This window comes from Sediminibacterium sp. (genome assembly GCF_030695065.1).
Taxonomy (GTDB): Bacteria; Bacteroidota; Bacteroidia; order Chitinophagales; family Chitinophagaceae; genus Sediminibacterium.
This window is the reverse complement of record NZ_JAUYTR010000009.1, coordinates 16340-40850: the sequence shown is the minus strand read 5'-3', so window position 1 is coordinate 40850 and position 24511 is coordinate 16340. Positions and strand designations below refer to the sequence as shown.

The window sequence follows — 24511 nt, the reverse complement described above, 5'->3', positions numbered from 1 at the left end:
TTATGAAATCAACACAATATTTATTGTTTCTAGTTTTTGGGTTATTATTAATTCAAGCATGTGTTACTAATAAAAAAGAGGATAATGATTCATTTCCACTTTTGTCTGAAACAGAATGGAATCAGTTGTTCCCGCATATGAATGGTGGTGATAGCTTGGGTAAACTTTTTTATAGTTATACCGCTTTTGTAAAAGCCACTAAAAGATTTCCGCAATTTTTAAATGAAGGTTCTACCCAATTAAAGAAAAGAGAACTAGCTGCATTTTTAGCAACTATTTCACACGAAACTGGAGGGGGTAATGAAAACGATATGGTCCATTTTTATGATTTTGGTTTGTACTATAAAGAAGAGTTAGCGTGTTTAAATGGTTGTGCAAGTTACTCGGATACCACTAGTTTAAATTATCCACCTGCGAAAGGTAAATCTTATCATGGGAGAGGCCCTATTCAATTGAGCTGGAATTATAATTATGGTTTATTTAGTGAAACGGTTCTTGGAAATAAAGACAGTTTATTAAACAATCCTGATTTGTTAACCATAGATCCAGAATTAAGTTTTACTTCCGCTATTTGGTTTTGGGTAACAGCCCAAGAACCCAAACCTTCTTGTCATGATGTAATGTCTGGAAAATGGGTGCCTAATGAAACGGATAGCTTAGCTGGACGCAAACCTGGCTTCGGTGCAGTCATGAATATTGTTAACGGAGGTCTTGAGTGCGGGGGTATTGAGTCTGTTAAAAATAAATTTAGGCTTGAATACTATTTAGCTTTTTGTAAAAAAATGAAAGTTGATCCAGGCCCAAATATTAGCTGTAATTCTCAACAGCCATACGGCCAATAATTCCTTTGATAGCGTTACATTTGCAGCAAATCAGTTGCAATGATGAAAGTTATGAAGTTTGGTGGCACTAGTGTTGGTAAGCCAGAACGTATGCATGAAGTGGCCAAATTAATCACAAGGAATTCTGATAGTAAAATTGTGGTTTTAAGTGCCTTAAGTGGAACAACCAATTCATTAGTAGAAATCAGTAATTTTTTAGCTCATGGAAATAGAGAGGGTGCAAAAAATACTATTGAGAAATTACACCAACATTATAAACAGTTTATTGAAGAGCTGATTCAAAAAGAAGATAGCAGGAAATATGCCAATCAGATTATTGATGAGCATTTTGACTTTCTAAATATCATTTTACGCATTTCATTTAGTGAAGCGCTAAATAAAGACATTTTGGCTCAGGGTGAATTAATGAGTACCAAATTATTCTCTGTTTACTTAACTGAAATAGGCGTAGACCATGAATTACTACCCGCATTAGAGTTCATGAGTATTGACGTGAATGAAGAACCACAGTTAGGTGCTATTCGTATTAAATTGAATGATTTACTTAAAAAGCATTCCAATAAAAAGATATTAGTTACTCAAGGTTATATCTGTAGAAATGTAAGAGGTGAAGTAGATAATTTAAAAAGAGGGGGGAGTGATTATACCGCTTCATTAGTAGCCGCTGCATGTAATGCTTCTGTTTGTGAAATTTGGACAGATATTGATGGGATGCACAATAACGATCCAAGAATTGTAAATAAGACTGTTGCTATTGAACAATTGAGTTTTGACGAAGCTGCGGAGTTGGCTTATTTTGGGGCTAAAATTTTACACCCTACTTGTATTTGGCCCGCTCAGCAAGAAAATGTTCCAGTAAAATTGTTGAATACCATGCAACCAGATGCGCCTGGAACAGTCATAACTAAAGAGGCTGGAAGTGTTGGAGTAAAAGCGGTAGCTGCAAAAGATGGTATCATTGCAATTAAAATCAAAAGTAGTCGAATGCTTTTGGCTTATGGATTCTTAAGAAAAGTTTTTGAAGTGTTTGAGAAATACAAGACTTCTATTGATATGATTACTACATCAGAAGTAGCTGTTTCAGTAACCATTGATTCAGATTTATTTTTAGATGATATTGTTAGAGAGCTAGAGCCTTTTGGAACAGTGGATGTAGATAAAGGCCAAACCATTGTATCAATTGTAGGAAATGAAATTGCGCAGACTGATCATGTATTGCAAAAATTATTTGATGCATTAAATGAAGTGCCTGTTACAATGGTTAGTTATGGTGGTAGTGCACACAATATTTCTTTATTAGTGCCTCAAGACTATAAAACAAAAACTTTGCAGCTATTAAATGCTGGATTGTTTGGGTTATAATTTGCTGAATAAGATTATTTATATCATGGGGGTGTCTGGTTGTGGTAAAACAACCATTGGAACTTTATTGTCAAAACAGACCGGTTATCCTTTTTATGATGGGGATCAATTTCATTCCTTGAGTAATATAGACAAAATGGCTATGGGTATTCCATTAAACGACAATGATCGTATTCCCTGGCTAAACAGTATTAAAGAATTTGCTGAGAAAAAAGTGGTAGACAGTTCTATTATTATTGCCTGTTCTGCGTTAAAACAGCCTTATCGAGATATTCTTTCTAATATTCCTTTCGCCAACTGTCAATTTGTTTTATTACAAGGAGCAGAGGCTTTGTTGCTTGAGCGATTGCAAAAAAGAGTAGGGCATTTTATGCAAGCCAATCTGTTGACTTCTCAACTGAATATTTTAGAAATTCCTTCCAACGCTTTGGTAATTGATATAGACCAAGCACCATCAAAAATTGTTGAGCAAATTATTGAAGAACTACCAATAACTTTAAGTATGCAAGAATTCGGTTTGATTGGGTTAGGTGTTATGGGGAAGAGTCTGAGTAGAAACTTCGCCAACAATGGATTTAAGCTTTCTTTATACAATCGTTATGTAAAAGGCAAGGAAGAAAAAGTTGCTGAACTATTTGTTGCAGAATTCCCAGAACTTGAAAATGCCAAGGCTTTTGAAGATCTCACAGAATTTATTCAATCGTTGTCATTGCCTAGAAAAATCATGTTAATGGTTCATGCAGGCGAAGCTACTGATGATATAATTGAACAACTTATACCGCTTTTGGATAAGGGTGATGTTTTGATTGATGGGGGAAATACACATTATTTAGATACAGAGAAAAGATTGGCTCGGCTTAGCAACTTAGGTATTCACTTTATTGGAGCAGGAGTGTCTGGTGGAGAGGAGGGTGCATTAAGAGGGCCTTCGATTATGCCTGGTGGTTCTTTGGAAGGGTATCTACTGATTCAACCATTCTTTGAAAAAATTGCAGCAATTAATAATAATGGAATCAATTGTTGTAAATATATTGGTGAAGCTGGTGCAGGTCATTTTGTAAAAATGGTACACAACGGAATTGAATATGCTGAAATGCAATTATTAGCAGAGCTTATTCAATTCTTAAAAGTATCTGGAGGGTTTACCAATGATTTAATTGCCTTGCTTTTACAACCATTCCTTCAAACTAATAAAAGCAGTTATTTGTTAGAAATAACAATTCAGATTCTACAAAAAAAACGGGAGGGTCAATATTTAGTTGACCAGATTCTAGATAATGCTGGTAACAAAGGAACGGGTAGTTGGACTACTATTGAAGCAGCTAAATGGGGCGTTCCAATTCCTACACTTACGGCTGCTTTAAATGCACGTTTTATATCTTCTATGTGGGAAGAACGTAGGCAAGCAGCAGCAACCATGTTAACCACTACGCAAAAACAGCCTATAGATATAAATGAGGTAATGGAAGCATATCAACTATGTAGAATCATTAACCACCACCAAGGATTTCAGTTAATTGAATTCGTTTCAAAACAACAAGGCTGGAATATTAATTTGCCTTCATTAGCAGAGGTTTGGACAGCGGGTTGTATTATTCGATCAAAGTTAATGGAAGAGTTAAAAGTGCTGCTTTCGGATTCAAGTAATTTACTATTGCATCCATCTATTGTACAACAGTGTAATGGTGCAGTGGATTCTTTAAAGCAAATGCTTGCTATTGCTTTAGCCACTGATTTACCAATGGATTGTTTTAGTGCCTCAGCCCAATATTTATTTGCTTATAAACAAGCAGAATCTGGGGCGTCGTTAATTCAAGCACAACGAGATTTTTTTGGTGCACATACTTACCAATTAAAAGAAGATCCTAAAGGCCCATTTTATCATACTAATTGGCAGGAAACATGAATTATATATTAATGCTAAGTGTATTTGCTGGAATAGCCTGTTTGCTTATATTGGTATTGTATTTTAAGTTCCCAGCATTCATAGCTTTGTTAATGGCTTCCATTGTTACTGGAATATTAGCCGGATTGTCTGCACAAAAAATGATTGCGACAATTCAAGAAGGGATGGGGTCTACTTTGGGTTTTGTAGCAACGATAGTGGGTTTGGGTGCAATGTTTGGGGCTATTTTAGAGAAGTCAGGTGGAGCAGATGCCATTGCTCGATATTTAATAAATAAGGCTGGGCAAAATAAATCACCACTTGCACTAGGCTTTACTGGGCTGATCATTTCCATACCCGTTTTTTTTGATGTGGCTTTTATTTTACTAATTCCCATTATTTATGCCATACAAAAAAACACCCAAAAATCTTTATTGTTGTATGCAATGCCTTTATTGGCTGGGTTAGCATTTGGACATGCATTTATTCCACCAACGCCTGGTCCAATAGCCGTTGCTGAAATTATTGGGGCAGAAATGGGCTGGGTAATATTGACCTCTATTTTAATTGGCATTCCGACTGTTATTCTATGTGGAGTATTATTCGGAAAATTCATTGCAAAGCGAATTCATATAAAAGCCCCTGAACAAGATTTAACAGTAAGGAATGCGGACAGCATTGATCATACTCATCTACCTTCATTTAGATTAACAATTGGTATTGTTTTTATGCCAATTATTTTAATATTATTAAATACCTGTTTTAATGCAGGCTTGTTTATTATTAACAATACATTCGTCAAGCAACTGATTGCATTATTAGGGCATCCTTTTTCTGCTTTAATTATCGCCAATATTGCTGCGTGGATTTTATTGGGCATTAAAAATGGGTACAGTGCAAGTGAGTTGAGTAAGATTTCTATTCAGTCAATGGCTCCTGCAGGTGCCATTATTTTAGTGACTGGTGCTGGTGGTGTATTTAAGCAAGTTTTGGTGAACACGGGTTCTGGGAAATTATTAGCAGAATTACTTTTGAATGCTGGATTTTCTATTGTCCTATTCGCGTATTTGGCTGCAGCTATTATTCGTCTATTGCAAGGTTCTGCAACGGTAGCAATGATTACTGCTTCAAGTTTATTAGCACCATTATTGGTTGCTGGAATGTATTCTCCCATACAAATGGCCTCGTTGGTTGCTGCAATTGCAGCTGGTGCTTCTATTTTTTCTCATGTAAATGATAGTGGTTTTTGGCTGGTAAAGCAGTATTTAGGATTGACTGAAAAACAAACTTTTCAATCATGGTCATTAATGACTTTACTCCTTTCTATTATAGCGGGAATATTAGCAAGTTTAATTTTTTATATTGGCTCATAATAAAAGTTATTCTATTCCATGATGCGATTTATTTTTATTTGGATAATCAGTTTATCGTCTATTGTTATTCATGCTCAAAAAAGGTTGACTGGGAAAATTGTTGTTGAAGAATCTCAGGTACCAATTGCTTCTGCAAGTATTTTTTTAAGTAATACTTCTGTTGGAACGATTTCAAAAGTTGACGGCAGTTTTATTATTGATCCTTTGCCTGCTGGTCGGTATAATTTGGTTGTTGCTATGTTAGGGTATGAAACCTATATTAAAGAAATCAACTCAAATCAAATTCCTGATTTTTTGTTAATCGCCCTTACTCCAAAAGCTACTGAATTGCAAGAGGTTATTGTTGGTAATTATGAAAAAAATGGTTGGGAGAAATGGGGAGACCTTTTTATGGACATGTTGATAGGAAAAACACCTAATTCATATGACTGCAAGTTGTTAAATAAAAATGCAGTAAAATTCAGGTACAATAAAAAAGAAAACATACTCAGTGCATATGCAGATGAGCCATTGATTCTAGTGAATAGTGCCTTGGGTTACGAGTTGAGTTATGAATTAATAAATTTTGAATACAATTACAAATCCCGCATTTTCTTTTATCAGGGACACCCTTTGTTTAAAGAGAAAAAATCTAAAAATAATCGACAGCAAATTAGATGGGCTTCTAATCGCGCTCAAACATACGAGGGTTCATTAATGCATTTTATGCGGTCTCTTTTCAGAAATAACTTGCAAAACGATGGGTTTGAGTTGCGTAAAATCATAAAAAATAGAACTCCTAATACCAGTATTACCTTAAACGGGCAACACCCCATGAAAGAAGTTGATGTATTAATTGATATTCCATTAACTGGTGATAGTATTGCTTTCGCAATTGATAGCACCACGGCCGGCCTTCAGTTTAAAGACTATTTGCAAGTGGTATATAAGCAGAAAGATATGCCGTCTGCCTATATAAGAGCAAATAGGAATGTGCAAATTGGAGCTCCTATTACTGCCAGATTATTTATGCCCGACTCAAATAAAGTAGTAGCAGTTTTAGCCAATGGAAGTTATTTCTTTGGTAAGGATATACTTACAATGGATTATTGGGCTTGGTCTGAGAAACTTTCTAATTTGTTGCCACTTGATTATCGAAAATGAGGAGTAGCAAAAGTTTTATTTAGTATATTAGGTATTTATTATTGTACCTGATTATGATTAAACACCCCAATACTTTAGCTGGTATTATTGCTTTATTAGTCTTTTGCGGAATTTTTTTGCAATTGGTATTAATGATTCAAGCACCAACAAGTGATTCCATATTTGAAGTTATCATTCGATTCTTTAGTTACTTTACCATTTTGAGTAATTTGATAGTCTTTGCTTATTTTATTTCTAAAGCACTTTCGGCAGAATTAGGCGAAAATGGATTTTGGACAAAACCTGAAACCAGCACAGCAGTAACAGTTTATATAACTGTTGTTGGATTGGTTTATCATATTGTACTTAGTAAGATTCATAACCCTCAAGGTTTAGCTAAAATTGCAGACCATGGATTGCATAGTTTTACACCACTTGTAACACTACTTTACTGGTTTGTTTTTGTTTCTTCTAAAAAAGTAAATTATAATTCAATTCCATATTGGCTATTATATCCAGCATTTTACTTTGTTTATACCATCATACATGGTGCATTAACCCAGTTTTACCCTTATCCATTTTTGGATGTTAATAAGATAGGATTATTGCAATCTTTTTTAAATTGTTTAGTAGTCTTGGTCTTGTTTACATTCTTAAGTCTTTTATTTAGTTTTATTTCTAATTGGCGGTTTAAAAAATCGAGTAAATCATCATGACCAGCGATGCAAAAACAGTAACAGACTATTTAAGTCAAATTCCAACTGAGCAAAAAACGTCCATTGAGCAGTTAAGAAAAACAATTAAAAAGAATTTGCCCGAGGGGTTTAAAGAAGTAATGAATTATGGAATGATTGGCTATGTAGTTCCGCACAGTATTTATAGGGATGGATACCATTGTAATCCAAAATTGCCATTGCCTTTCATGGCCCTTGCTGCGCAAAAAAACTTTATTGCTTTTTATCATATGGGAATTTATGCAGACCCTCAATTATTAAAATGGTTTACCGATTCCTATGTCAAATTAGTTCCCAACAAATTAGATATGGGAAAAAGTTGCTTGAGATTTAAAAAAAATTCAGTTATTCCTTATGAACTTATTGGAGAGCTGGTTCAAAAAATGACTACAGAAGACTGGATCAATTTGTATGAAAAAAACTATAAAAAAGCATCCAAAAAATAATAGACATAAAAAAACTCCCTTCGAATAAAGGGAGTTTTTTTATGTAATATCATTTATTTAAACAATCAATAAGGCATCTCCATAGCTGAAGAAACGGTATTTGTCTTTAATTGCTTTCTTGTAAGCTTCAATGGCTAAATCATAACCAGCAAAAGCACATGTCATAATTAACAAGCTGGTTTTAGGTAAATGAAAATTGGTTACCAAACTGTCCGCCACATTAAATGTGTAAGGTGGATGAATAAAATGGTTGGTCCATCCTTCGCTTGGCTTCAATAATTTTTGTGCAGTAAAACTACTTTCCATAGCACGCATAGTAGTAGTTCCTATTGAACATATACGCTTACCACTTTCTTTTGCTTTGTTTACAATTGCACATGCTTGTTCGTCAATTTGATAATACTCGGCATCCATCTTGTGTTTGCTCAAATCTTCAACTTCAATTGGACGAAAAGTGCCTAATCCTGTATGAAGTGTTACTTCTGCAAAACGGATTCCCTGTATTTCACAACGCTTTATTAGTTCTTTGCTAAAATGTAAACCCGCTGTTGGTGCTGCAACTGCTCCTTCGTGTTTGGCATATACAGTTTGGTAGCGTTCCTTATCTTCTTCATCAGGTTTGCGCTTGATGTATTTTGGCAAAGGCGTTTCCCCTAAGAACTCTAACATTTTTTTAAAACTTGCATCATCATCATCCCATAAAAAACGGATGGTTCTGCCACGGCTGGTGGTATTGTCAATTACTTCTGCTACCAATTCTTCGTTGTCTCCAAAATACAATTTATTTCCAACTCTAATTTTTCTTGCGGGATCAACAATTACGTCCCATAAGCGATTGGGTTTATTCAATTCGCGTAAAAGAAATACTTCAATTTTTGCACCTGTCTTTTCTTTTCTACCATACATTCTGGCAGGGAAAACTTTGGTGTTGTTTACTACAAATACGTCTTTGTCGTCGTAATAATCTAAAATGTCTTTGAAGTTGCGGTTTTCCATGTGGCCGCTTTTGCGATCAACTACCATTAGGCGGCTGTCTTCTCTTCTTTTGGTTGGGTTTTGTGCAATCAGGTTTAACGGGAGGTCAAACTTGAACTGGGATAATTTCATGTAACTAATCTTTTTAGATGATAGCCACAGCAAGTTGTTCAATCCACCGAAGCGGAATAGGATAACTTCATGTTACGGCATGAATTTTGAAAGTTGGCAAAAGTACAAAAAAATAGGCTATAATCCAATTTTAAAAGATTACAAAGGTTGGGTAATTTTTACACATTGCTAAGGTTTATTGGGCTTCTTTCACCTAATTTTGCAACACCAAATAATAGTGCTTTAGTGCATAGGACCGGTAAACAAAAATCAATGATTCGGAAGTATTGGTGGAAAATATTGTCATTTGTGTTGTTGGTATATACCTGCACATATGGTTTTTATGTAAAAGTGCCCCGTTTGGACGATAGAATGAAGGAATCTATAAGAAATTTCTTCTTTCATGTTCCTATGTGGTTTACCATGATGATTCTATTATTGGTTTCAATGATTTATTCCATCCGCTATTTGCGTAATCCTTCTCAAAAGAATGATGCATATGCGGTAGCTTTTGCCTCAACTGGTGTTATTTATGGTATTTTAGGATTGGTAACTGGCGCTATTTGGGCCAACTACCAATGGGGTAGCCCTTGGAGTGGTGATCCTAAGCAAAATGGGGCAGCCATTGCCATGTTAATTTACCTCGCTTATTTTGTTCTGCGCGGAAGTTTAAATGAAGATGATAAAAAAGGCAGAATTAGTGCAGTCTATAATATTTTTGCCTTTTTCATGCTTTTCCCAACACTTTGGATTTTACCTAGATTAACTGAGTCTTTGCACCCAGGAGGCGAGGGGGCAGATGGGAATCCGGGTATTAATGGCAAGGACATGGATGTTCAAATGCGAACCGTTTTTTATCCTGCTGTAATTGGTTGGACACTTTTAGGTGTTTGGATCAGTACTTTAAAAATTCGCTATTCATTATTAGCTGAAAAAAAATACAACAATGATTAAAATGCGCTTATTTATTACCGCAATACTATCAGTAATGATTTCAATAGTTGCGTTTGCACAAGAGAATACTTCAGATATTGGTTTAATGAGAAGTAATGGAAAAATCTTTGTTGTAATGGCTGTTGTATTAACCATTTTGATTGGCTTATTTGCATACTTAATCAGCATAGATAAGAAGATAACCCGATTAGAAAAAGAAGGATCGAATCAATAATTTTTCACCATAGATAATAACCTATAAAACGATTGCCAATGTCGAATCATCAACCGTACAGCTTTTTTCACAGTGTAGAAAGAAGTTTTGATAAAGCTGCCAGTTTTACCAAATGGGAAAAGGGCTTACTAGAACAAATTAAAGCTTGTAACAGTATATACAGTATGCGCTTCCCAGTAAAAATGGACGATGGCCGTATTGAAGTTATTGAAGCGTATCGTGTACAACATTCTCAACATAAGTCTCCATGTAAAGGGGGTATTAGATTCAGTGATGAAGTTAATCAGGATGAAGTGATGGCACTAGCCTCATTAATGACCTATAAATGTGCTATTGTAAATGTTCCATTTGGTGGAGGTAAAGGAGGAATTAAAATTAATCCCAAGAAATATTCTGTTTACGAGTTAGAAAAAATTACTCGTAGATACACCAGTGAATTAGTAAAGAAGAACTTTATTGGACCTGGTATTGATGTTCCAGCTCCTGATTATGGAACTGGTGAGCGTGAAATGTCATGGATTGTTGATACTTATGCTTCTTTAAAGCCAGGTGAAATTGATGCTGCTGGTTGTGTAACAGGTAAGCCAATTACTCAAGGAGGTGTTAGAGGTAGAAAAGAAGCTACAGGGTTAGGTGTTTTCTTTGGTATACGTGAAGTATGTAATATGCCTGATGTAATGGCAAAATTAGGATTAACAACCGGAGTTGTTGGTAAGACAGTGATTGTACAAGGATTAGGTAATGTGGGGTATCATTCTGCTAAGTTTTTCCGTGAGCATGGTTCTAAAGTCATTGCAATAGCTGAATATGAAGGAGCTATATTCAATTCCAATGGTTTAAACGAAGAAGAAGTATTCCAGCATAGAAAAGCAACAGGTTCTATTTTAAATTTCCCTGGTGCTACGAATATTGCTAAAAGTACGGATGCATTAGAAATTGAATGTGATATTTTAATTCCTGCTGCCTTAGAAAACGTAATCAATGGAGATAACGCTGAAAGAGTAAAAGCTAAAATTATTGGTGAAGCTGCTAACGGTCCTTTAACTCCTGAAGCAGACGAAATATTTGCGAAAAAAGGTGTTTTAGTTGTACCAGATATGTATTTGAATGCGGGTGGTGTAACCGTATCGTATTTTGAGTGGTTAAAGAACTTGAGCCACGTACGTTACGGTAGAATGGAAAAACGTTTTACGGAGAACCTGAATACCCATATTCTTACGCAGATGGAAGAATTAACTGGTAAGAAAGTAAGTGATGTAGAACGTAATTTTATTTTGCACGGACCTGAAGAAGTAGATTTAGTACACAGTGGTTTAGAAGAGTCTATGATTGCTGCAACAAGAGAAATCATGGCTATCTGGAAAGAAAATCCTACTATCCCTGATATGAGAACTGCAGCTTATGTTTGTGCTATTAACAAAGTAGGAACTTCTTATACTGAATTAGGAATATTCCCTTAATTCTATTAATTTTTTAAAATGGATTCCGAATTATATAAAAATTCGGGGTCCTTTTAAAAAGTAAATTGTGCCTTCATTAAAATTTGAGTTGGCCTTAAAATAAAAAAATTATTTGTTATAGTATTTGCTGAGAAGGATACTGTTTCAAATTCTTTTACATTAAATATATTTTGCAAGGATAATTCAAGGTCCATTTTTCTCAAAACAGCCTTTTTCCTAATTGCTATATCCCCGAAAAGAAAATTTCGATTTGCTTGTGTTTGCTGATTTAAATGGGAATGTTCAAAAATTAATTTCACAGGCATATTTGTTAAAAAGTTTAAGTGTATTACTGCTGTTTGATTGAATATTTGGGTTTTATTAAATAAGTTATTCTTCAATCCCGAGTACAGAATCTGATATTGTGATGTATACTCAATTGAATGGCTTTTTATATTCGTTAAAATTTTCGAATTAATCCCTACTGTTTTTACATTAAACTCATCTTGTTTATTTGAAATCATTTGAATGCTTGATTTCTTTTGTAAAATTAGTCCTAATGCGAAAGACCCATTTATTGAATGGATATACTTGCTAATATTAGTTGAAAATGCGATGCTCTTGTTAGGATTTAAATTATAAAATGCATTTCTTATTACCAAACTACCAGCAAAATTTTGATTGAATAGTATGTTATCTACATTGTTCTCAATAGCTATGCTGCTATTTATAAATAACATTTTTCGTACTTCCTTGTAATTGGCGCTAAGTGTGATTTTTCTTTGTTTTAAATTTGAAATAATACTATTACGATTCTGTAGAGTTCTATAGTCGGTTAAAATATATCGTTCTGTTGATAAGTATACAGGTAAATACATATCATTAGAATTAAACCTTAACGTAATGGAAAAGTTACTATTCATAATATGTTGCATAGTCATGTCATAATTAAAGAATAATCTATTTATTGATTGACCTTTTTGAGAATTATTATGTTGAACTAAATAGTTTGCAGGAATGCTTAAGCTTATTTTTAGTTTTTTTTCATTAAAATTTATTTTGAAATAATTATAAATGTTTATCTCTTTTCCAGTTAAATTGTTATTTAAACTATCATGAATAATCGTTAAATTATTTAATTCTTCTTTTAATAATTCTGTTTGATAAGATTGTGTTGTAAAAGAAATGCCAAAATTATTTTCAATAGAAAATACACTAATTTTTTTTGCATTGGTGATTGTGAAATTTGAAAACAAAGTTTTTAAAGCAACTTTTTGATTTAAACTGTTATAAGGAATATTGTTATTAAAAAGATTATTGTATTTGCCAGGTTTTATTTCTAATTGTTGTGGCATCCGAGAATAACTTATGAAATATGAAATTCCTTTTAGATTATTTGAATTTGTTTTTAAAAACATGCCTTCATTTGAAACGCTGAAATGTTTTGAAAAAAAAGTTTGATCTGTTTTATCTTTTAGAATAATAGATGCTTCATCCTTATCTATATTGGCTTGAAAATTCAATCGATTAAAATAATATCTCTTTTTTGTATTAGATATATAATTTAAACTTCCTCGGATTAAGAATTCATTTTTTGTTGTTAATTGATTTTCATTAATTCTAATTGTATCAGATGGGAAAAAATTGATAATATTTGTCCCACTATTTTGGTATTTCAAGTTTTTAATAAAATCTAAATTGAATTTCAATTCGGAATCAGCATTAATTTTTCTCAAATTGTTGATTGACAAAGTATGTAGGTTATTAAATAAAAATCGCTGATTACTTGTTAAAGGTATATTTGGAGATGGTATTGAAAGAATTGGATTTTTAAAAATATTCCCCTTTATAAAATTACTTACATTATTGCTATTTAGTAAATCAAGTTCTTTCTCATTATTTAAACCTGTATTGTTATTCTTATAAGAGACAATAGTTTGATGATTTGAACCAAATTGCATTGGAACTAACTCGTTCTCATACATAAATGGGAATCCCCCAATTCCTATTTTTCCTCTCCCAATAATTTTGTTTTTTGCATTATTGTTTAATTTAATGTTTATTCCTGCTTGGTTTGAAATTGTAAAACTGTCAAGCGCTTTTATTGGTTGATGATTTTCTAGAATTTGTATCTGATCTACAGAAATTGCAGGGATATTATTATTTGCTAAAGCATATTTGTCATCCAGAAGATTCATTCCTTCGATGTAATACTTATTTATTTGCTTCCCTTGATATTTTATAACCCCGCCTTCTGTTATTTCAATCCCTGGGAGTCTCTTGATAATATCGGCAATTACTTGATCTTGATTTTTTACAAATGATTTTACACTATAGTTTATTGTGTCTCCTTTTTTAAATATTGGATTATTTTTAACCTTAATTTCCGGTAGTGTCTCTTCTCCTATTTCGAGTGTAGTGAACTGGAAATCATTTAATTCAATTTTTGATTTTTTGAAAATTTTTGATTTATAACCCCATAGAGAATATTTTATAGTTACACTATCTAAGTATTTTTGATTCAATTCAATCATGAATAGTCCTTTTGAATTACTAATTCCATAGGATAGTATTTTTTTGTTTTCAAGATTTGATATTAAAATATTTACGTTAGACAGGCTTTTTCTCTCATTACTACTAACTGAACCCTTTATTATTATTTGTGTATATAGCTTATTTGTAAAAACAATAAGAAATAGTAATATGAATATAATCTTTTCGCTCATTTTGATTTATTCATTTAATTCTATTGGATTATTTATCTGATTTTTTTTATTTTGAGTGTTAGATCCGCTTTTATTCAATTGCATAGCAGTACTTCCATTTTGAGTATTTGATCCATTTAAAGCTGCATTGATGAATCCACTCGGATTTTGTTTTATTGAATTAATTAATTGGTCAAACTCTTTTTTTGTCACTTTTTTAAAAGCTTTTGGCAACTCAATTAGCTGTTCATTTTTTTCTAATGACTCTAATGAAAATTGTATACTATTTGATAAGTCATAGGCTTCTATAATTAATCCAGGTAAACCATTAAGTTTCCAAGGCCCAGCATTTACGGATATTGCAGGACAAAACCATGCTTTATAAATTCTTCCTTTGAATTTTGCTTCTGCTAGTGCACAATTTAATCCTTTAACTTCTTTTGTACTATCTAGTATTTTCCAATCGATTTTATCTATTCTATTTTCGATTACAACTTTATCACCAATCCATGGATGGACAAAATAATATTCATTCTTATCAAAAAAATAGAACAACTCTTCAATTGTCCGTCTTGTATATTTAGTTTGAGTTGAATTTTTAGAATAATCTAATACATTTGACGTTCTTGATTTTGAAATTGAGTCATCAACATAACTTATGTAACTTGAATATTTGTAAGAAAAATTATTAAACATCAATAACATTTTTTCAGTATAAATACTATTTGGTAAGCTTGTATCTCTTAGATGTTTAAAGGTATATATTGCTTTGCCACTAATCGGTGGTTTAGTATTTTGTCCATTCAATGACACAATAATGATTAGTAGGAATATAGTTATTAGATATTTCATTTAATTTATTTTAATAAGCGTTAGGAAACTTATTCTTAACGCTTACTTCGTTAATTAACAAGGATCAATTTCTTCAAGAACTTCAATTACCCAAGCTAACCGTCTTGCTTCATCTTGTGCATTCATGGTTGCCAACATAGCTGCAACTGGGGCTTCGCAATCGCAACACACTGTTGAAGTTGCGGTAAGCATCCAGCAAATACCTTCTATGGTACTTGAACGTGTTGCACAATTTTCAAACTTCAGTTGTGATAGTTTTTTGTTTGTAACTGGAAACTGAGACGATTTGGATGTTGCAACTTTTTTGGAATTGTTTTCTTCGTTGTTAACTAATGGGCTTGAAGAGGCAAAACTTGTTGAGACAGCGCTAATTACAAGAATTGCGCTGAAGACAATTTTTTTCATTTTTAATACTTTAAAAAACTCTGTCTATCGCCTTGAGTTATTATTCGGCGTTCAATTTAGTAGTGTTTTGAAATCACTATCACATTTTTTAAAATTTTACAACCGTTTGTTACTGAAAGAAAAAGAAATCTTTTAAAATTGTGACAATTAAAATTATTTTTTATTAATTATAGTATAAAAAAAATGTATATAAAAAATTCCATATTTTTTTAAATATTTTACTCAACTATTGTATTAACGGTAATGATGATAATCTATAAATTCTGCCTTCTTTAATTAACACTCCAATTGTATTTTTACCATTACTAATAATCATGAAAGGCGCTTTTAATCTTATATTATATATCATTACTTGCTTGACAGTATCTTCATTAATTGAAGTATTCATTTCCTTGCATTCTATTATCATCCAAGGTAAAAAATTTGAAAATACAACTATATCAAAACGTTTTTTGAGTTCACCTAAATGAATTTCTTTTTCAACAGCAATTAATGAAGCAGGGTATTTCATCACTTCAATCAAATAATTCAACCAACTCTGCCTTACCCATTCCTCTTTAGTAAACATCACCCATTTCTTTCTGACTATGCACCAAACCTGTGTTTTTAGGTCGGTTGTTTTTAATTTAGGATGATAGTCAGGAAATGTAATAAACATGGTTAAGCGGTGCTTTGCTGTAAAAATGAGTACTATTTTGTATATTTACAAGTTAAACTGTTGAATATGAAATCAAGAGAAGAAATTGTGAACAATTGGTTGCCTCGCTATACAGGTGAAACTTTAGAAAATTTTGGTAAATATATTTTGCTAACCAATTTTAGTAATTATGTAAAAATGTTTGCAGAATGGAACAATGTTCCAGTGGTGGGATTGGACCGTCCGATGCAATGTGCCACTGCAGATGGAATTACCATCATCAATTTTGGAATGGGAAGCCCCGGTGCTGCAACCATCATGGACTTACTAACTGCCATAGAACCAGAAGCGGTATTATTCTTGGGCAAATGCGGCGGATTAAAGCGTAGAAATAAATTAGGGGATCTTATCTTACCCATTGCAGCTATAAGAGGAGAAGGTACTTCGAATGACTATTTCCCGCCTGAAGTTCCAGCAATGCCAGCGTTTGCTTTGCAGAAAGCAATTTCTACCACCATTCGCGATTACGAAGTAGATTATTGGACTGGTACGGTATATACCACCAACAGAAGGGTTTGGGAGCACGACGAAGAGTTTAAAGAATACTTACAAAAAGTGAGGGCATATGCCATTGATATGGAAACAGCTACCATTTTTACAGTAGGGTTCTATAATAAAATTCCAACCGGAGCTTTACTTTTAGTAAGTGATCAACCAATGATACCAGAGGGCGTAAAAACGGAAGCCAGTGATTCTAAAGTAACTGCTCAATTTGTAGACAAGCACTTAAAGATTGGGATTGATTCTTTAAAGCAATTAATTAATAATGGGCTTACCGTAAGACACTTGCGGTTTTAACTTCTACAGATTAGTCTTTCCAAAGAAAAGGGAATAAAATAATGGCGAGTGCAATAACCATTATATCAAGGGCCCCTAGTAAACCAACCATTTGCCACCACCCGTTTTGAATGGCCGAAGTAAATGCTGCAGCAGAAACTTTGGTTAATAACAATAGTTGAGGAATAATAATGGGGAAGCCCATGATAGCCATCATGGCAGCTTGTTGCTGAGCCTTAGCTGCAATTGCTGCAAGAAAAGTGAATACTAAGCTTAGACTTATACCTCCTAATATACTAATGAGTATGAATTCTCCCATTCGAATAATTGGATTGCCTAATAATAATGTGAAAATGCCAAGGCTCAGTATATTCATGAATAGCATCAATATTGCATTGAACAATAGTTTTGACAACACAAAATGGGTAGGAGAAGCAATAGAGTAGTAGTACAACATTCTGCCCTTGTTTTCTTGTAGAAAACTTTTAGCTACTGCATTGATGCATACAAATAATTGCAGTACCCAAAAAAGGCCATTCCATACTTTTTCTTCTGGTTGACCCATGGTAAGGTACACTACGAAAGTAGTAGAAGCGATATATAATAACACACCATAAAAGCTGTACTGTTGTCTTGCTTCTAACAGTAAATCTTTTTTTACTAGGGCTAATATTAATTTGCTGCTACTCATGAAAACAATTTCTGCAACGGGGTTCGTAGGTTTCTTTTTCTCCCAACAAAACCTGACTTTCCTCGTTGGTTTTTCTATAAGATATATTGGCAATATTGCCACATTTCATACAGATAGCGTGGAGCTTTGTAATGTAGTCTGCGGTTGCCAATAAGTTGGGCATTTGACCAAACGGTTTACCCATATAATCCATATCTAAACCAGCCACGATAACCCTTACCCCTTTTAATGCTAGCTTTTCACAAACCGACACAATTTCCGCGTCAAAAAACTGTGCTTCATCTATGCCCACCACATCAACGTCTTGGGCCATTAACAGTATCGTTTGTGAATTCTCAATTGGGGTAGAAGTAATTACATTGGCATCATGGCTAACTACATCGTTTTCGTCGTATCGCTTGTCTACAGCGGGCTTGAATATCTCCACTTTTAAGTTAGCAATTTTTGCACGTTTGAGTCTTCTGATTAATTCCTCTGTTTTGCCACTAAACATGCTTCCACAAATGACTTCAATCCAACCCCTTCGTTCTCCTGATAAATTTGGTTCTATAAACATGTAACAATAAAATAGCTTAAAATTCGTTTTAGACCATTAGACGGCTCCTTTGGTCACCCCCAAAAGTATTGCTTCCTATGGAAAGAGTAGGCACTTTAATAAATAAATTACAAGAACAGTATAATCAGCAAGCGGATGCGGATAAATTAGCTATTACTGCTCAATTGTTATTGGCCGAATTACAAATGCTGAAACCCATAATTACTAATAAAGCAAAAGTGGCTGTAGTAATGCCCCAAGTGGCAGTTTCTTCTCCAAATGAAATGCCTCAATTTATACATAGTACTCCAAAGCAATCGAACAAAAAAGAGGAAGCATCTGGGTTTTTATTTGGCGAATATGCAGATATTCCTACTTTAATTCATCAGCCGGTTAAAGCAGAAGTAGCAGTTGAACCAGTTAAAGAAATTAATGAGTTATTGGCATTGGATATTCCAGAAATGAATGAGCATTTAAATGAGTATGCTGTGGAGGTTTCAACCATGTTAGACGAAACTCCAGTTCGTGATTTAAAAAAAGCCATCAGTATTAATGATCGCTATTTATTTATTAATCATTTGTTTAGGGGAGATGAGAATATGTATGAGCGAAGCATTAAAACCATCAACAGTTTTAATATTTTTCCAGAAGCCCAATATTGGATTCAACGAGAATTAAAAGTGAAGCTAAGCTGGTTAGAAGACAATCCTACTGTGCAACTTTTTGATCAATTGATCAAGAGAAGATTTGCCTGAATATAATCAAGAATTTTATTGGACGCTCCTGCATTAGTAGAAACATAAAAGGCTCCAGCCTGGCCGGCTTTTGTTATCGCGTCACTATTATTAAGTAATTCATCTAACAAAACTTCCATTTCAAGCGCCGTTTCTGCACTAAAAGCTGCGCCAATTTCAACCATTTCTACTGCTTCTAAATACTTATCATAAACTGGTCCAAATACAACAGGCTTGCCAAAAACTGCAGCTTCAAGGGTGTTGTGAATTCCTTCATTAGTAAATCCCCCTCCAATAAATGCAATGGTTGCATAATAATACAATGAACTTAACATGCCAACATTGTCAATTATAAGGGTTTGAAAATTGTTTAGTTGATTGCTAGATAAAGATTCAAATTCAGAAAGTAGAATAGGCGAAGGATAACGCTGCATGCATTCGGCTAATCTTTCCCGGCTAATTTGATGAGGTGCTATAATGAATTTTGCATTGCGATGGACCTTGGTAAAATGTTGCAATACTTTATCGTCTTCACTCCAAGTACTTCCGGCAATTATAATTGGATGATTGGCACAAAATTGCTCAATGATGGGGAACTGCTTTCTTGCGGTAGCAATGGTAAGTACCCTGTCGAATCTGGTATCACCAGAAATAGTGATACTATTGGGTTGTACAAGGTCTTTAATCAAATCAGCAGAACCTTTATCTTGAACAAAAAAATGGGTAAATTTCAAAAGCATTTTTCGATAAAATCCTCCATACCATTTAAAAAATAACTGCTCTCGTCTAAATATTCCTGATACTAACAGAGTAGGAATTTGATGCTTCTTCAATTCGGATAAATAAAAATACCAGAATTCATATTTGATGAACAAAGCAATAGAAGGCTTTACTGCATTAATAAACTCAACAGCATTGATTGGGCTATCCATGGGCAAGTAAAATACCCAGTCGGCTAATGGATGATTTTTTCTTACTTCATAGCCAGATGGCGAAAAAAAAGTAACCAATAAACGGTGTTGGGGATATTGTTTTTTTATAGATTCTATTACAGGCAAGCCTTGTTCAAATTCTCCGAGGGAGGCAGCATGCATCCAAATTATGGGTTGGTCATTTAATTGCATGGCTGTTTTTATACATGGCATCAACCCTTTTCGCCCCTTTACCCATAATGCCGCTTTGGAATTAAAGGGAGCTAAAAGCTTTGCCATTAAAGGATAAAGCCGAATGAAAAAAAAGTATGCCCATTTCATGCAAGAACAAATGTACACTCAAATCTTTGTTGTTGATTTTGTAGTAATTTTGCATATAAATTTATACTATGCGGCCCATTCAAATGGTAGATACCCATTCACAATACCTTGCCATTAAACCTGAAGTGGATGCTGCCATTCACGAAGTGTTAGATACAGCAGCTTATATTAACGGAAAAGCTGTTCAACAGTTTACCCAATCATTAGGAGCATATTTAGATGTAAAGCATACTATTCCTTGTGCAAACGGAACCGATGCCTTACAAATAGCTATGATGGCGTTGGGATTGCAGCCTGGGGATGAGGTAATCACTCCGTCTTTCACCTATATTGCTACCACAGAAGTAGTAGCATTGTTGAAATTGACCCCGGTTTTTGTAGAGGTAGATCCAAAAACTTTTTGCATAGACCCTGCATCAGTTCGGAAGGCTATTACTCCAAAAACAAAAGCCATTGTACCTGTTCATTTATACGGGCATGCGGCACCAATGGAAGAAATTATGGCCATTGCCAAAGAGTTTGGATTATTTGTGATTGAAGACAATGCACAAGCCATTGGTTGTGAATATACTTTTTCGGATGGTACCAAAAAGAAAACTGGAACCATTGGAACCATTGGGGCAACTAGTTTTTATCCCTCTAAAAACTTGGGGGCTTATGGGGATGGGGGAGCCATTTTTACCAATGATGATGCCTTGGCTCATCAAATGAAAATGATTGCCAATCATGGTCAACAGAAAAGATACTATCATGAAGTAGTGGGTTGTAATTCAAGGTTAGATTCTATACAAGCAGCAGTGTTGAATATTAAGCTCAAAAAATTAGATCAGTACAATGCTGCAAGGCAAGCCGTGGCTGATTTTTACAATAAAGCATTTGCTAATCATCCGTCAATTGTAACACCATTTGTGGCTGATTTTAGTACCCATGTTTATCATCAATATACTTTACAATTAAATGGGGTAGACCGAGAGGGTTTGGTGGCTTATTTGGCGGAGCATAAAATCCCCTCAATGATTTATTACCCTGTGCCTGGGCACAAGCAAGATATGTTTGCCTCCTTTGGCTTAAAAGAAATTTTACTTCCAGTAACAGATGTATTAACAAATTCCGTAATTTCTCTTCCTGTTCATACTGAAATGTCAGCAGAACAATTAAATTACATAAGCACACATGTTTTAAACTTTATTAATAAATAATCAATTATGAAAATTGCAGTAGTAGGAACAGGATATGTTGGATTAGTAACAGGTACTTGTTTCTCAGAAACCGGGAATAAAGTTACCTGTATTGATATTGACCAGAAAAAAGTAGAAAAGCTGTCTAAAGGAGAAATAACCATTTACGAGCCTGGCTTAGAAAAAATATTTTTACGAAATTTAAGAGAAGGCCGTTTAACATTTACCACTAATTTAGCTGAAGGTGTTAAAGATGCGGAAATTGTGTTTTTAGCTTTACCAACTCCTCCCGGAGAAGGCGGCGCTGCAGATTTGCGCTATGTTTTAGGGGTTGCAAAAGACCTTGGTAAAATCATGACCGATTATAAAGTTTTGGTTGATAAAAGTACTGTACCTGTGGGAACTGCAGCGAAGGTACATGCAGCAGTTGCAGAAAACTATAAAGGTGAATTTGATGTAGTGAGTAACCCAGAGTTTTTAAGAGAAGGGGTAGCGGTAGACGATTTTATGAAGCCAGATCGTGTGGTAGTTGGTACCCAATCTGAAAGAGCTAAAAAATTAATGTCTGATTTGTATGCTCCATTTGTTCGTCAGGGTAATCCAGTGATTTTTATGGATGAGAAATCTGCAGAGTTAACCAAATATGCGGCCAACTCTTTCTTAGCTACCAAAATTTCGTTCATGAATGAAATTGCACAACTCTGTGAAAAAGTGGGTGCAGACGTAGACATGGTTAGAAGAGGAATTGGATCGGATGATCGCATTGGTAAACGATTCTTATTTCCAGGTATTGGATATGGTGGAAGTTGTTTCCCTAAAGATGTGCAGGCTTTAATTATGTCTTCTGAAGAAGTGAAGTATGACTTCAAGATTTTAAAAGCTGTTGAAGAAGTAAACGAAGCGCAGAAATTGCACTTGATTCCTAAAATTGAGAAATACTTTAAGGGTGATTTAAAAGGGAAGCATTTTGCTTTATGGGGATTGGCCTTTAAACCTAACACAGATGATATTAGAGAAGCCCCAGCTTTGTACTTGATTGATGCATTGGTAGCAGCAGGTGCAACAGTTACTGCCTATGATCCAGAAGCTATGCCGAATGTGAAAAATACCATTGGTGATAAAATTAAATATGCCGATAGCCAATACGGGGCCTTAAAAAATGCAGATGCCTTGGTTATTGCAACGGAGTGGAGTGAGTTCAGAACGCCTGATTTTGAAGTGATTGATAGCTTGTTAAAGGGCAAAGTCATATTTGATGGAAGAAACTTATTTGAAGTAAAATATATTACCGACATGGGCTATCATTACGAAAGCATTGGACGCCACTAAAAAAACAATTATGTCTCAAAAACGTGTTTTAATTACCGGTGCTGCCGGATTTTTAGGTTCACATTTATGTGATCGCTTTATTAAAGAAGGGTTCAAAGTAGTGGGAATGGACAACCTAATTACAGGGGACCTCCGCAATATTGATCACCTTTTTAAGTTGGAAGATTTTGAATTTTATCACCACGATGTTTCCAAGTTCATTCATGTTCCAGGACCTATTGATTATATCTTGCATTTTGCATCTCCAGCTAGCCCAATTGACTATTTAAAGATTCCTATTCAAACCTTAAAAGTAGGTGCATTAGGAACACATAATTGTTTAGGATTAGCCAAGGCAAAGGGTGCAAGAATGTTGGTTGCATCAACCAGTGAAGTTTACGGAGATCCAATGGTGCATCCACAAACAGAAGAATATTGGGGTAATGTAAATCCGGTAGGACCAAGAGGAGTGTACGACGAAGCCAAGCGTTTCATGGAATCTATCACTAGAGCTTATTATACTTTTCATGGAGTTGAAACACGCATTGTGCGCATTTTCAATACCTATGGTCCTAGAATGAGGCTGAACGATGGTAGAGCACTACCAGCTTTTATTGGTCAAGCATTGCGTGGAGAAGACTTAACCGTTTTTGGTGATGGTAGTCAAACCCGTTCTTTCTGTTATGTTGATGACTTAATTGAAGGGATCTATCGTTTGTTAATGAGTGATTATACTATGCCAGTGAATATTGGTAATCCACATGAAATTACTTTAAAGGATTTTGCAGAAGAAGTATTAAAACTAACTGGATCTTCTGTTAAAATAATTTACAAAGAATTACCGGTAGATGATCCTAAACAAAGAAAACCAGATATTTCCAAGGCAAAATCTATTTTAGGTTGGGAGCCAAAAGTAGAGCGGGCAGAAGGTTTGGCGAAGACTTATGAGTATTTTAAATCTTTACCAAAAGAAGAATGGTCTAAGCAACCCAAAGAATTTTATACAGGTAAATAATTTTAGAAGTTTTATATGAAGCCAATTATTGTAGTTACTGGAAAGAATGGACAACTAGGATGGGAACTGCAACAATTGGCTTCTGCTTTTGAAAATCGGTACCAGTTTATTTTTACGGATAGAACTCAATTAAATTTATCTAATCCTTCTACGATTCATCCTTTTTTTACTGAAACCAAACCGCAGTATTTTATCAACTGTGCTGCATACACAGCCGTGGATAAAGCCGAGACTGATCAAGAAGCTGCAATGACTATTAATGCAACAGTGGTGGGTGAAATTGCTGCTTGTTGCGAGGAATTTAATTGTAAGTTAATTACGATTTCTACTGATTATGTTTTCAATGGAAATGGAACTGCACCGTATAAAGTGGATACTCCTACAGATCCAGTAAATTATTATGGGGCAACTAAAGCCATTGGAGAACAATTGGCCCTTACCAATAATGCCTCTGCTATTATTATTCGAACATCTTGGGTGTATAGTGCGCATGGAAATAATTTTGTAAAAACCATGTTGCGTTTAATGAAGGAACGCCCTGAAATTAAAGTAGTAAACGACCAAGAAGGCTGTCCTACTTATGCTGCTGATTTAGCAGCAGCTATCATGCAAATCATCGAGTCTCTTGCAAAGGGTAATCATGCATCAGGCATTTATCATTACAGTAATACTGGGGCTATTACATGGTTTGATTTTGCTAGGGCAATTAGTGAAGAAGCTGGGTTAACATGTAGTGTTTTGCCTATTCCTTCATTGGCCTTTCCTACCCCTGCCAAACGTCCTGCCTATTCAGTAATGGATGTTCAAGATATTGCTACTGATTTTGGGGTAGTGTTGAAACCTTGGAGAGAGAGCTTGAAAGTTTGTATAGAGAAAATTTAAGTTGATGCATTTTTTGAATTCA

Annotated in this window: 24 protein-coding genes; 16 read left to right on the top strand and 8 right to left on the bottom strand. The window is 34.4% G+C overall.

Annotation, left to right across the window (positions count from 1 at the left end):
* Nucleotides 1-2 precede the first annotated feature (2 nt).
* The 7 genes from Q8S25_RS02385 to Q8S25_RS02355 are packed head-to-tail and all read left to right on the top strand — an operon-like array spanning nucleotide 3 to nucleotide 7764.
* A complete protein-coding gene (locus Q8S25_RS02385; RefSeq protein ID WP_305534498.1) occupies nucleotides 3-842 on the top strand; it encodes a chitinase in 840 nt (279 codons plus the stop codon).
* A 39-nt stretch (nucleotides 843-881) separates the two neighbouring features.
* On the top strand, nucleotides 882-2204 hold the full coding sequence (locus Q8S25_RS02380; protein WP_305534496.1) for an aspartate kinase: 1323 nt from the start codon (nucleotides 882-884) through the stop codon (nucleotides 2202-2204).
* Nucleotides 2182-4110, top strand: coding sequence for a decarboxylating NADP(+)-dependent phosphogluconate dehydrogenase (gnd, locus tag Q8S25_RS02375; protein ID WP_305534494.1), 1929 nt, complete (start codon nucleotides 2182-2184; stop codon nucleotides 4108-4110). The genes Q8S25_RS02380 and gnd overlap by 23 nt, the downstream gene beginning before the upstream one ends.
* Nucleotides 4107-5462 carry a GntP family permease gene (locus Q8S25_RS02370; RefSeq protein ID WP_305534492.1) on the top strand — a complete coding sequence of 452 codons (1356 nt, stop codon included), beginning with the start codon at nucleotides 4107-4109 and terminating at the stop codon, nucleotides 5460-5462. The genes gnd and Q8S25_RS02370 overlap by 4 nt, the downstream gene beginning before the upstream one ends.
* Nucleotides 5463-5480: 18 nt before the next feature.
* Nucleotides 5481-6605, top strand: coding sequence for a carboxypeptidase-like regulatory domain-containing protein (locus tag Q8S25_RS02365; RefSeq protein WP_305534490.1), 1125 nt, complete (start codon nucleotides 5481-5483; stop codon nucleotides 6603-6605).
* A gap of 53 nt (nucleotides 6606-6658) precedes the next feature.
* Nucleotides 6659-7300 (top strand): Pr6Pr family membrane protein, encoded by a 642-nt coding sequence (locus Q8S25_RS02360; RefSeq protein ID WP_305534488.1) that lies wholly within the window; start codon nucleotides 6659-6661, stop codon nucleotides 7298-7300.
* Nucleotides 7297-7764 (top strand): DUF1801 domain-containing protein, encoded by a 468-nt coding sequence (locus tag Q8S25_RS02355; protein ID WP_305534486.1) that lies wholly within the window; start codon nucleotides 7297-7299, stop codon nucleotides 7762-7764. Before Q8S25_RS02360 ends, Q8S25_RS02355 begins: the two co-directional genes overlap by 4 nt.
* 57 nt (nucleotides 7765-7821) lie before the next feature.
* Here Q8S25_RS02355 and queA read toward each other — a convergent pair whose 3' ends face one another.
* A complete protein-coding gene (queA, locus tag Q8S25_RS02350; protein WP_295230778.1) occupies nucleotides 7822-8871 on the bottom strand; it encodes a tRNA preQ1(34) S-adenosylmethionine ribosyltransferase-isomerase QueA in 1050 nt (349 codons plus the stop codon).
* 252 nt (nucleotides 8872-9123) lie between these two features.
* On the opposite strand from queA, the gene ccsA reads away from it, so the two are divergent.
* The 3 genes from ccsA to Q8S25_RS02335 are packed head-to-tail and all read left to right on the top strand — an operon-like array spanning nucleotide 9124 to nucleotide 11478.
* The gene (gene ccsA, locus Q8S25_RS02345; protein WP_305534484.1) at nucleotides 9124-9804 is read left to right on the top strand and encodes a cytochrome c biogenesis protein CcsA; all 681 of its coding nucleotides are present in this window, start codon (nucleotides 9124-9126) and stop codon (nucleotides 9802-9804) included.
* Nucleotides 9797-10018 carry a CcmD family protein gene (locus Q8S25_RS02340; protein ID WP_305534482.1) on the top strand — a complete coding sequence of 74 codons (222 nt, stop codon included), beginning with the start codon at nucleotides 9797-9799 and terminating at the stop codon, nucleotides 10016-10018. The genes ccsA and Q8S25_RS02340 overlap by 8 nt, the downstream gene beginning before the upstream one ends.
* 38 nt (nucleotides 10019-10056) lie before the next feature.
* Nucleotides 10057-11478 carry a Glu/Leu/Phe/Val dehydrogenase gene (locus Q8S25_RS02335; protein ID WP_305534480.1) on the top strand — a complete coding sequence of 474 codons (1422 nt, stop codon included), beginning with the start codon at nucleotides 10057-10059 and terminating at the stop codon, nucleotides 11476-11478.
* A gap of 53 nt (nucleotides 11479-11531) precedes the next feature.
* On the opposite strand, the gene Q8S25_RS02330 is transcribed toward Q8S25_RS02335, so the two are convergent.
* The 4 genes from Q8S25_RS02330 to Q8S25_RS02315 all read right to left on the bottom strand — a co-directional run bounded on the left by Q8S25_RS02330 (nucleotide 11532) and on the right by Q8S25_RS02315 (nucleotide 15987).
* Nucleotides 11532-14183 carry a hypothetical protein gene (locus Q8S25_RS02330; RefSeq protein ID WP_305534478.1) on the bottom strand — a complete coding sequence of 884 codons (2652 nt, stop codon included), beginning with the start codon at nucleotides 14181-14183 and terminating at the stop codon, nucleotides 11532-11534.
* 6 nt (nucleotides 14184-14189) lie between these two features.
* Nucleotides 14190-15014, bottom strand: a complete 825-nt coding sequence (locus Q8S25_RS02325) for a GLPGLI family protein (RefSeq protein ID WP_305534476.1) — start codon at nucleotides 15012-15014, stop codon at nucleotides 14190-14192.
* Between the two features lie 54 nt (nucleotides 15015-15068).
* Complete coding sequence (locus tag Q8S25_RS02320; RefSeq protein ID WP_305534475.1) at nucleotides 15069-15419, bottom strand: hypothetical protein; 351 nt, start codon at nucleotides 15417-15419, stop codon at nucleotides 15069-15071.
* Between the two features lie 226 nt (nucleotides 15420-15645).
* The gene (locus Q8S25_RS02315; protein WP_305534473.1) at nucleotides 15646-15987 is read right to left on the bottom strand and encodes a type I restriction enzyme HsdR N-terminal domain-containing protein; all 342 of its coding nucleotides are present in this window, start codon (nucleotides 15985-15987) and stop codon (nucleotides 15646-15648) included.
* 156 nt (nucleotides 15988-16143) lie between these two features.
* Here Q8S25_RS02315 and Q8S25_RS02310 point away from each other — a divergent pair, with 156 nt between their 5' ends.
* On the top strand, nucleotides 16144-16914 hold the full coding sequence (locus tag Q8S25_RS02310; RefSeq protein WP_305534471.1) for an AMP nucleosidase: 771 nt from the start codon (nucleotides 16144-16146) through the stop codon (nucleotides 16912-16914).
* 10 nt (nucleotides 16915-16924) lie between these two features.
* On the opposite strand, the gene Q8S25_RS02305 is transcribed toward Q8S25_RS02310, so the two are convergent.
* The gene (locus Q8S25_RS02305) at nucleotides 16925-17584 is read right to left on the bottom strand and encodes a heme exporter protein CcmB (RefSeq protein ID WP_305534469.1); all 660 of its coding nucleotides are present in this window, start codon (nucleotides 17582-17584) and stop codon (nucleotides 16925-16927) included.
* Nucleotides 17577-18140 carry a thymidine kinase gene (locus Q8S25_RS02300; protein ID WP_305534467.1) on the bottom strand — a complete coding sequence of 188 codons (564 nt, stop codon included), beginning with the start codon at nucleotides 18138-18140 and terminating at the stop codon, nucleotides 17577-17579. The genes Q8S25_RS02305 and Q8S25_RS02300 overlap by 8 nt, the downstream gene beginning before the upstream one ends.
* Before the next feature lie 77 nt (nucleotides 18141-18217).
* Here Q8S25_RS02300 and Q8S25_RS02295 point away from each other — a divergent pair, with 77 nt between their 5' ends.
* Nucleotides 18218-18874 (top strand): hypothetical protein, encoded by a 657-nt coding sequence (locus Q8S25_RS02295; protein WP_305534465.1) that lies wholly within the window; start codon nucleotides 18218-18220, stop codon nucleotides 18872-18874.
* Here Q8S25_RS02295 and Q8S25_RS02290 read toward each other — a convergent pair.
* Nucleotides 18847-20064: a 3-deoxy-D-manno-octulosonic acid transferase gene (locus tag Q8S25_RS02290; protein WP_305534463.1), complete on the bottom strand. Its 1218-nt coding sequence runs from the start codon at nucleotides 20062-20064 to the stop codon at nucleotides 18847-18849. The genes Q8S25_RS02295 and Q8S25_RS02290 overlap by 28 nt on opposite strands.
* A 110-nt stretch (nucleotides 20065-20174) precedes the next feature.
* Between Q8S25_RS02290 and Q8S25_RS02285 the strand changes: the two genes are divergently transcribed.
* The 4 genes from Q8S25_RS02285 to rfbD are packed head-to-tail and all read left to right on the top strand — an operon-like array spanning nucleotide 20175 to nucleotide 24489.
* On the top strand, nucleotides 20175-21305 hold the full coding sequence (locus Q8S25_RS02285) for a DegT/DnrJ/EryC1/StrS aminotransferase family protein (protein ID WP_305534461.1): 1131 nt from the start codon (nucleotides 20175-20177) through the stop codon (nucleotides 21303-21305).
* A 6-nt stretch (nucleotides 21306-21311) separates the two neighbouring features.
* On the top strand, nucleotides 21312-22613 hold the full coding sequence (locus tag Q8S25_RS02280) for a UDP-glucose/GDP-mannose dehydrogenase family protein (RefSeq protein ID WP_305534459.1): 1302 nt from the start codon (nucleotides 21312-21314) through the stop codon (nucleotides 22611-22613).
* Nucleotides 22614-22623: 10 nt separating this feature from the next.
* The gene (locus tag Q8S25_RS02275) at nucleotides 22624-23607 is read left to right on the top strand and encodes a UDP-glucuronic acid decarboxylase family protein (protein WP_295186152.1); all 984 of its coding nucleotides are present in this window, start codon (nucleotides 22624-22626) and stop codon (nucleotides 23605-23607) included.
* Nucleotides 23608-23622: 15 nt separating this feature from the next.
* The gene (rfbD, locus tag Q8S25_RS02270; RefSeq protein WP_305534457.1) at nucleotides 23623-24489 is read left to right on the top strand and encodes a dTDP-4-dehydrorhamnose reductase; all 867 of its coding nucleotides are present in this window, start codon (nucleotides 23623-23625) and stop codon (nucleotides 24487-24489) included.
* Nucleotides 24490-24511 lie beyond the last annotated feature (22 nt).

Excerpts from the sequence above, each read along its gene's own strand:
- Q8S25_RS02385 (WP_305534498.1), top strand. The coding sequence starts at position 3 with ATGAAATCAACACAATATTTATTGTTTCTAGTTTTTGGGTTATTATTA.
- Q8S25_RS02305 (WP_305534469.1), bottom strand. The coding sequence starts at position 17,584 with ATGAGTAGCAGCAAATTAATATTAGCCCTAGTAAAAAAAGATTTACTG.
- Q8S25_RS02285 (WP_305534461.1), top strand. The coding sequence starts at position 20,175 with ATGCGGCCCATTCAAATGGTAGATACCCATTCACAATACCTTGCCATT.
- Q8S25_RS02295 (WP_305534465.1), top strand. The coding sequence starts at position 18,218 with ATGGAAAGAGTAGGCACTTTAATAAATAAATTACAAGAACAGTATAAT.
- ccsA (WP_305534484.1), top strand. The coding sequence starts at position 9,124 with ATGATTCGGAAGTATTGGTGGAAAATATTGTCATTTGTGTTGTTGGTA.
- Q8S25_RS02335 (WP_305534480.1), top strand. The coding sequence starts at position 10,057 with ATGTCGAATCATCAACCGTACAGCTTTTTTCACAGTGTAGAAAGAAGT.
- Q8S25_RS02280 (WP_305534459.1), top strand. The coding sequence starts at position 21,312 with ATGAAAATTGCAGTAGTAGGAACAGGATATGTTGGATTAGTAACAGGT.
- Q8S25_RS02330 (WP_305534478.1), bottom strand. The coding sequence starts at position 14,183 with ATGAGCGAAAAGATTATATTCATATTACTATTTCTTATTGTTTTTACA.
- Q8S25_RS02290 (WP_305534463.1), bottom strand. The coding sequence starts at position 20,064 with ATGGCAAAGCTTTTAGCTCCCTTTAATTCCAAAGCGGCATTATGGGTA.
- gnd (WP_305534494.1), top strand. The coding sequence starts at position 2,182 with ATGCTGGATTGTTTGGGTTATAATTTGCTGAATAAGATTATTTATATC.
- Q8S25_RS02355 (WP_305534486.1), top strand. The coding sequence starts at position 7,297 with ATGACCAGCGATGCAAAAACAGTAACAGACTATTTAAGTCAAATTCCA.
- Q8S25_RS02310 (WP_305534471.1), top strand. The coding sequence starts at position 16,144 with ATGAAATCAAGAGAAGAAATTGTGAACAATTGGTTGCCTCGCTATACA.
- Q8S25_RS02360 (WP_305534488.1), top strand. The coding sequence starts at position 6,659 with ATGATTAAACACCCCAATACTTTAGCTGGTATTATTGCTTTATTAGTC.
- Q8S25_RS02300 (WP_305534467.1), bottom strand. The coding sequence starts at position 18,140 with ATGTTTATAGAACCAAATTTATCAGGAGAACGAAGGGGTTGGATTGAA.
- rfbD (WP_305534457.1), top strand. The coding sequence starts at position 23,623 with ATGAAGCCAATTATTGTAGTTACTGGAAAGAATGGACAACTAGGATGG.
- Q8S25_RS02320 (WP_305534475.1), bottom strand. The coding sequence starts at position 15,419 with ATGAAAAAAATTGTCTTCAGCGCAATTCTTGTAATTAGCGCTGTCTCA.
- Q8S25_RS02340 (WP_305534482.1), top strand. The coding sequence starts at position 9,797 with ATGATTAAAATGCGCTTATTTATTACCGCAATACTATCAGTAATGATT.
- Q8S25_RS02325 (WP_305534476.1), bottom strand. The coding sequence starts at position 15,014 with ATGAAATATCTAATAACTATATTCCTACTAATCATTATTGTGTCATTG.
- queA (WP_295230778.1), bottom strand. The coding sequence starts at position 8,871 with ATGAAATTATCCCAGTTCAAGTTTGACCTCCCGTTAAACCTGATTGCA.
- Q8S25_RS02380 (WP_305534496.1), top strand. The coding sequence starts at position 882 with ATGATGAAAGTTATGAAGTTTGGTGGCACTAGTGTTGGTAAGCCAGAA.
- Q8S25_RS02370 (WP_305534492.1), top strand. The coding sequence starts at position 4,107 with ATGAATTATATATTAATGCTAAGTGTATTTGCTGGAATAGCCTGTTTG.
- Q8S25_RS02315 (WP_305534473.1), bottom strand. The coding sequence starts at position 15,987 with ATGTTTACTAAAGAGGAATGGGTAAGGCAGAGTTGGTTGAATTATTTG.
- Q8S25_RS02275 (WP_295186152.1), top strand. The coding sequence starts at position 22,624 with ATGTCTCAAAAACGTGTTTTAATTACCGGTGCTGCCGGATTTTTAGGT.
- Q8S25_RS02365 (WP_305534490.1), top strand. The coding sequence starts at position 5,481 with ATGATGCGATTTATTTTTATTTGGATAATCAGTTTATCGTCTATTGTT.